This is a genomic window from Pauljensenia hongkongensis (assembly GCF_001746855.1).
GTDB lineage: Bacteria > Actinomycetota > Actinomycetes > Actinomycetales > Actinomycetaceae > Pauljensenia > Pauljensenia hongkongensis.
In genome coordinates this window covers 1,400,519-1,404,909 of record NZ_CP017298.1, presented here as the reverse complement: position 1 = coordinate 1,404,909, position 4,391 = coordinate 1,400,519, and the positions used below count along the sequence as shown (strand labels likewise).

General features: G+C 73.7%; 3 protein-coding genes and 2 pseudogenes. All 5 read right to left on the bottom strand.

Features of this window, described 5'->3' with window-relative positions; all coding sequences use genetic code 11:
- A pseudogene (locus BH719_RS09650) lies at window positions 1-444 on the bottom strand (App1 family protein); the annotation flags it as partial.
- Window positions 445-478: 34 nt separating this feature from the next.
- Complete coding sequence (locus BH719_RS05800) at window positions 479-1,675, bottom strand: MFS transporter (protein WP_009743871.1); 1,197 nt, start codon at window positions 1,673-1,675, stop codon at window positions 479-481.
- A gap of 153 nt (window positions 1,676-1,828) precedes the next feature.
- Window positions 1,829-2,311: a GNAT family N-acetyltransferase gene (locus tag BH719_RS05795; protein ID WP_009743870.1), complete on the bottom strand. Its 483-nt coding sequence runs from the start codon at window positions 2,309-2,311 to the stop codon at window positions 1,829-1,831.
- A gap of 94 nt (window positions 2,312-2,405) precedes the next feature.
- Window positions 2,406-3,848 carry a multicopper oxidase domain-containing protein gene (locus BH719_RS05790; protein WP_009743869.1) on the bottom strand — a complete coding sequence of 481 codons (1,443 nt, stop codon included), beginning with the start codon at window positions 3,846-3,848 and terminating at the stop codon, window positions 2,406-2,408.
- Window positions 3,841-4,391 (bottom strand): annotated as a pseudogene (locus tag BH719_RS10095) (hypothetical protein); the annotation flags it as partial. The pseudogene BH719_RS10095 and the gene BH719_RS05790, both read right to left, overlap by 8 nt.

Sequence of the window (4,391 nt, the reverse complement as noted above, 5' to 3'; positions counted from 1 at the left end):
CAGCGCGTCGCCCTCGCGCAGGCCGAGGGCGCGCACGTCCGCCTGGTGGAGCACCTGGATCGTGGCGTCGTGCCACCCGGGGGGCAGTCCGTGCCCGTTGACGACGAGGTCGACGTAGCCGCCGCGGTCCGCGAAGGTGAGCCGACGGGACCGGCCGACTGTGACGAGGACCGGCTGGCGGGGGACCTGCGCGTTGAAGAACTGGCGCCAGCCCCGCCTGCCGGACAACCAGGAGCGCTGCAACAGGTCGCGGTCCATGAGGACGCGGCCGAGCACCCGGGCGCTGCGGAGGGAGCCGATGCCGCCGAAACCGACGATGCTGGGGTGGAAGCCGCACCCGGCGAGCGCGTGCGCCAGCACTACCGAGGCGAGCTCGCTGGTGCCCGCCGCCAGGGACAGCAGCAGGGAGGGCGACTCGTCGTCGAACAATGGCGTGGGGGGCATAGGACCCATCCTAGGCGAGGGCGGCGGCGCCGCGTTAGTCCTCGGCGGTGGCTTTCCCCAGGGCGCCGACGCCCACGGTCATCAGGAGCACCATGGTCCACGCCGACCCCACCGTCACCAGGTAGCCGCCGTACGAGCCGCCAGCGTCCACTGCCGGACCGGCCAGCGCCGAACCCAGCGACGCGCCCATGTTGAGCGACGTCGACATCCACGTGAGCCCCTCGGTGAGCCGGTGGGGCGGCACGGTCTTCTGGACGATCATGTTGACGTTCGTCATGGTGGGCGCGTAGGCCATGCCCGTCACGGACATCACCAGGGCCATCGTCCACAGGCCGGAGGCCGCCAAGTAGGCGGTGGCGCCCAGGGCGATGGCGACGACGCACACCTTGTAGAGGCGCCACGTGGGCCAGCGCCACGACCGTGCCCCGTAGACGAGCCCCGCCAGCAGCGAGGCGGCCGAGGACACCGCCAGGAGCACCCCGGACATGGCGGGCGCCCCCCTCTCCGCCGCGAAGGCGACCACGGCGACGTCGTTCGCGCCGAGCATGGTGCCCATCCCGATGTAGGTGAGGGCCATGACGGCGACCGCCGGCATGCGGATCACGGAGCCGCGCCCTCCGTGCTCCCCGCCCCCGGTGGGCTCGGGCTCGGAGTCCCGCCCCGACAGGAAGAGCGCGCCGCCGACGGCCAGGAAGGCGACGGACAGGAGGACCCCGGCGCCCGGGTGCACGAGCGTGCCCAGCACCGTGGACAGGACCGGGCCCAGGATGTAGACGAGCTCGTCCATCGCCGACTCGTAGGCGTAGGCCGTCGTGAGCTGGTCGGCCCTGTCCAGGACCGCCGCCCACCGGGAGCGCACGAGGGCGCCGGGAGCCCCCCAGGTGGCCCCCGCGACCGCCCCGGACACGAAGAGCAGCCACTCCGGCGCGCGCACTGCCGCGCAGGCGAGCAGGGCCGCCATGGCCGCCGACGACACCGCCCAGGACGGCCCCATGACGCGCGACTGCCCGCGGCGGTCGACGAGGCGCGCCAGGGCGGGCGCGCAGCACGCCGTCGCGATGATGTTGACCGCGGACACCGCTCCGGCCAGGGCGTAGCTGCCGTACTGGGCGCGCACGAGCAGGATGATGGAGATGCCCACCATCGACATGGGCAGGCGCAGGACGAGCCCGGCGGCTGAGAAGCGCCAGGCCCTTTCGAGGCGCAGGACGCCGAGGTAGGGGGAGAGCACCAGGAGATTCTACCCACGGCGCGCGGGCGTGCCGGTGCCGCAGGCCAGTGGGGGCCGCCACGGTTTTCGCGGACTAGGCGTGCCGGCCGCCACAGGCTGCACCTGCGCCGTTCGCGGTCACGGCGCCGGCGCGGGGCCCAGCCGGGTGGGGTGTCACAGCCGCAGGAGCATGACGCCGTTGGCCTCGAGCCCGGGGACGTCGGCGAAGCCGAGGGACGTGTACAGGTCCTTGGAGAAGTTCCCCTCCTCCACGGAGAGGCTGATCTGCGCGGCGCCGCGCTCGCGGGCCTCGGTGAGGGCCGCGCCCATGAGGGACCGCCCGATTCCCCTGCGCCGCTCCGCCTCGTCGACCCAGAGGGACAGCTCGGGGGTCGTCTCGTCGACGAAACCGAAGCCGGGGTGGTCGGCGGGCAGGAAGAGCGCCCACACGACCCCCAGCGCCTCCTCGTCGCGTTCGGCGACGATGCCGAAGTCCCCCCGCAGGGGATCTGGCCGCGTGTAGTGCGCGAACTCCGGGGTCCGGCGCACGTCGTCCATGGTGAAGCGCTGGCCGCACCAGTTGATGTTCCCCAGCGTCGCGCGCTCGAGCAGGTCCGTCTCGGTGGCGAACAGCGGTCGGAGGATCACGGAGCCCATAGGGCGATTGTAGGCGCGCGCCAGCGCCGTTGGGAAGGGCCGGGCGCCACGGGCGCGGCCGGGCCCGGCTAGTCCGTCACCTCGAGCGCCCCGGCTAGTCCGTCACCTCGAACACCCCCGTCTGGCCCTTCTCGGCCAGGGACAGGGCGTGGTTGACGAAGGTGTAGTGGCCGGCCTCCAGCGGAGTGAACTCGACGAAGCCGCCCTCGGCGGCGCCCAGGGCGAGGACCTGGCCCCAGCCGCCTCCGCTGCCCCCGCCGCGGATCACGTAGGCGCCCTCGCGCCACACCGTGTCGAACTGGGTGCCCACCACGTGGTAGGTGAGGGGCAGGTTGGGGCCCGCGTCCATGACCCACACGCGCACGCGCTCGCCGGTCTTGACCTGGATGGGGTGCGCCTTGTACTGGAAGGGGGTGCCGTTGAACGCCATGGCGTTGGGCTGCAGCGCGGACAGCAGGGACGCGTCGGCGCTCTGGCCGTCCTGGCCGAGGTAGAGCTCGTTGGCGATCATCACGTACTCGTGGTCGACGGCGCCCAGGTCGGTGGGGTCGATGACGACGGCCCCGAACATGCCGTTGGCGATGTGCATGGACATGGGCGCGGTCGAGCAGTGGTACAGCCAGATGCCCGCGTTGGCGGCGGTGAAGGTGTACTCCAGGGTCTCGCCGGGGTCGATGGAGCGCATGTTCTGATCCGGGGAGACCAGTCCCGCGTGGAAGTCCAGGGAATGGCTCATGGTCCCGTTGTTGACCAGGGTGATGTGGAAGGTGTCGCCGATGCGCCCGCGCAGGATGGGCCCGGGGGAGGTGCCGTTGAACGTCCAGTGGGCGCGGGTGAGGGTGTCGGTGACGTCGATGGTGCCCTCGGTGGCCGTGAACGTGTAGTGGCGCTCGGTCGCCGGGTCCGCGGGGGGCAGCACCGGGTCGCGCGCCTCGACGGCGGCGGCGTGCTCCTCCAGCTCCTGGGCGGTGGCGGGGCCGCCGGTGGCCGCCTGGTGGCCCGCGTGCCCGGAGTGGTCGGCGTGCCCGGAGTGGTCGCCTCCCCCGGCCGCCGAGGGGGCCCCGACCGCGGTGATGGTGAGCGTCATCCCGTGCTCGCGGTGGGCGGGGATCGAGCACCAGCCCTCCATGTCGGCGGAGACGACGCCCGCGTCCAGGGTGGCCGAGGCGCCGGGGGCCAGTGCCCCGGATTCGGCGCCGTTGGGGAGCACGAGGTCGTGGCGCTGGTCCCCGGTGTTCGTGAAGTTGATGACGAGGCGGTCGCCCGCGGGCACTTCGATCCTGTTGGGGGTGAAGGCGAACCCGGAGACCCCGACCGCGACCTCGGTGGTGTGCCCGGTGGGCGCCACCTGGGCGGCGCCCCCTGCGGCGGTGCCCGTGCCCGCAGCGGTCTGCGCCCCGGGGGACGACGGGTTCGACAGGAACACCGCCAGGGCCAGGGCGGCGACGCAGACCAGGCCCATGACGCCCATCGCCGTGCGGCTCAGGGGGTCGGCGTCGCCTGCGGGGTTCTTGGGGCGGGGCTTCTGGTCAGCCACGGGGACCTCCGGTGTTCGAGGGGGACGGGGACGGCGGCGCTGTGCGGGCCCTGGCCTGCGCTGTGCCCGCCCGCGCCATGAGGGCGATGTCCGCCAGGTAGGTGGCCAGGACGACGGCCCAGCAGGCGGTGGCCAGGGGCGCGGCAGCCGGGGCCTGCGAGGCGGTGGCCGCCGCCAGGAGCACCAGGGCGGCGTTGCGGGCGGCCTCGCGCATGGGGGCGGCGGCCTCGAGGGCCCCCACGCCGACGCGCACGGCGCGGGGCCCGCCTCCGATGACGACGGGCATGAGGTAGGTGAGGGCGCCGATGAACACTTGGCCGAGCCCTCCCGCTCCTATGATCGGCAGCCACGGGAGGTTCGCGGCGCGCAGCTGCTCGCCCGTGCCGGTGGCCCAGGCGTGCTGGGCGACGACTGCGACGCCGACGAGGATCCACGCGGTGCCCAGGCACATGGACCAGCTGCCGTACTCGGAGGGGCCTTTGCGCATGGCGGCGCGCGCCAGGGGGTAGGCGATCCCGGCCGCAGCCGCCAGGCCCACCACGG

What these genes read in the sequence shown, in the direction of transcription:
- BH719_RS05795 (WP_009743870.1), bottom strand. Translation starts at nt 2,311, where the DNA reads ATGGGCTCCGTGATCCTCCGACCGCTGTTCGCCACCGAGACGGACCTG.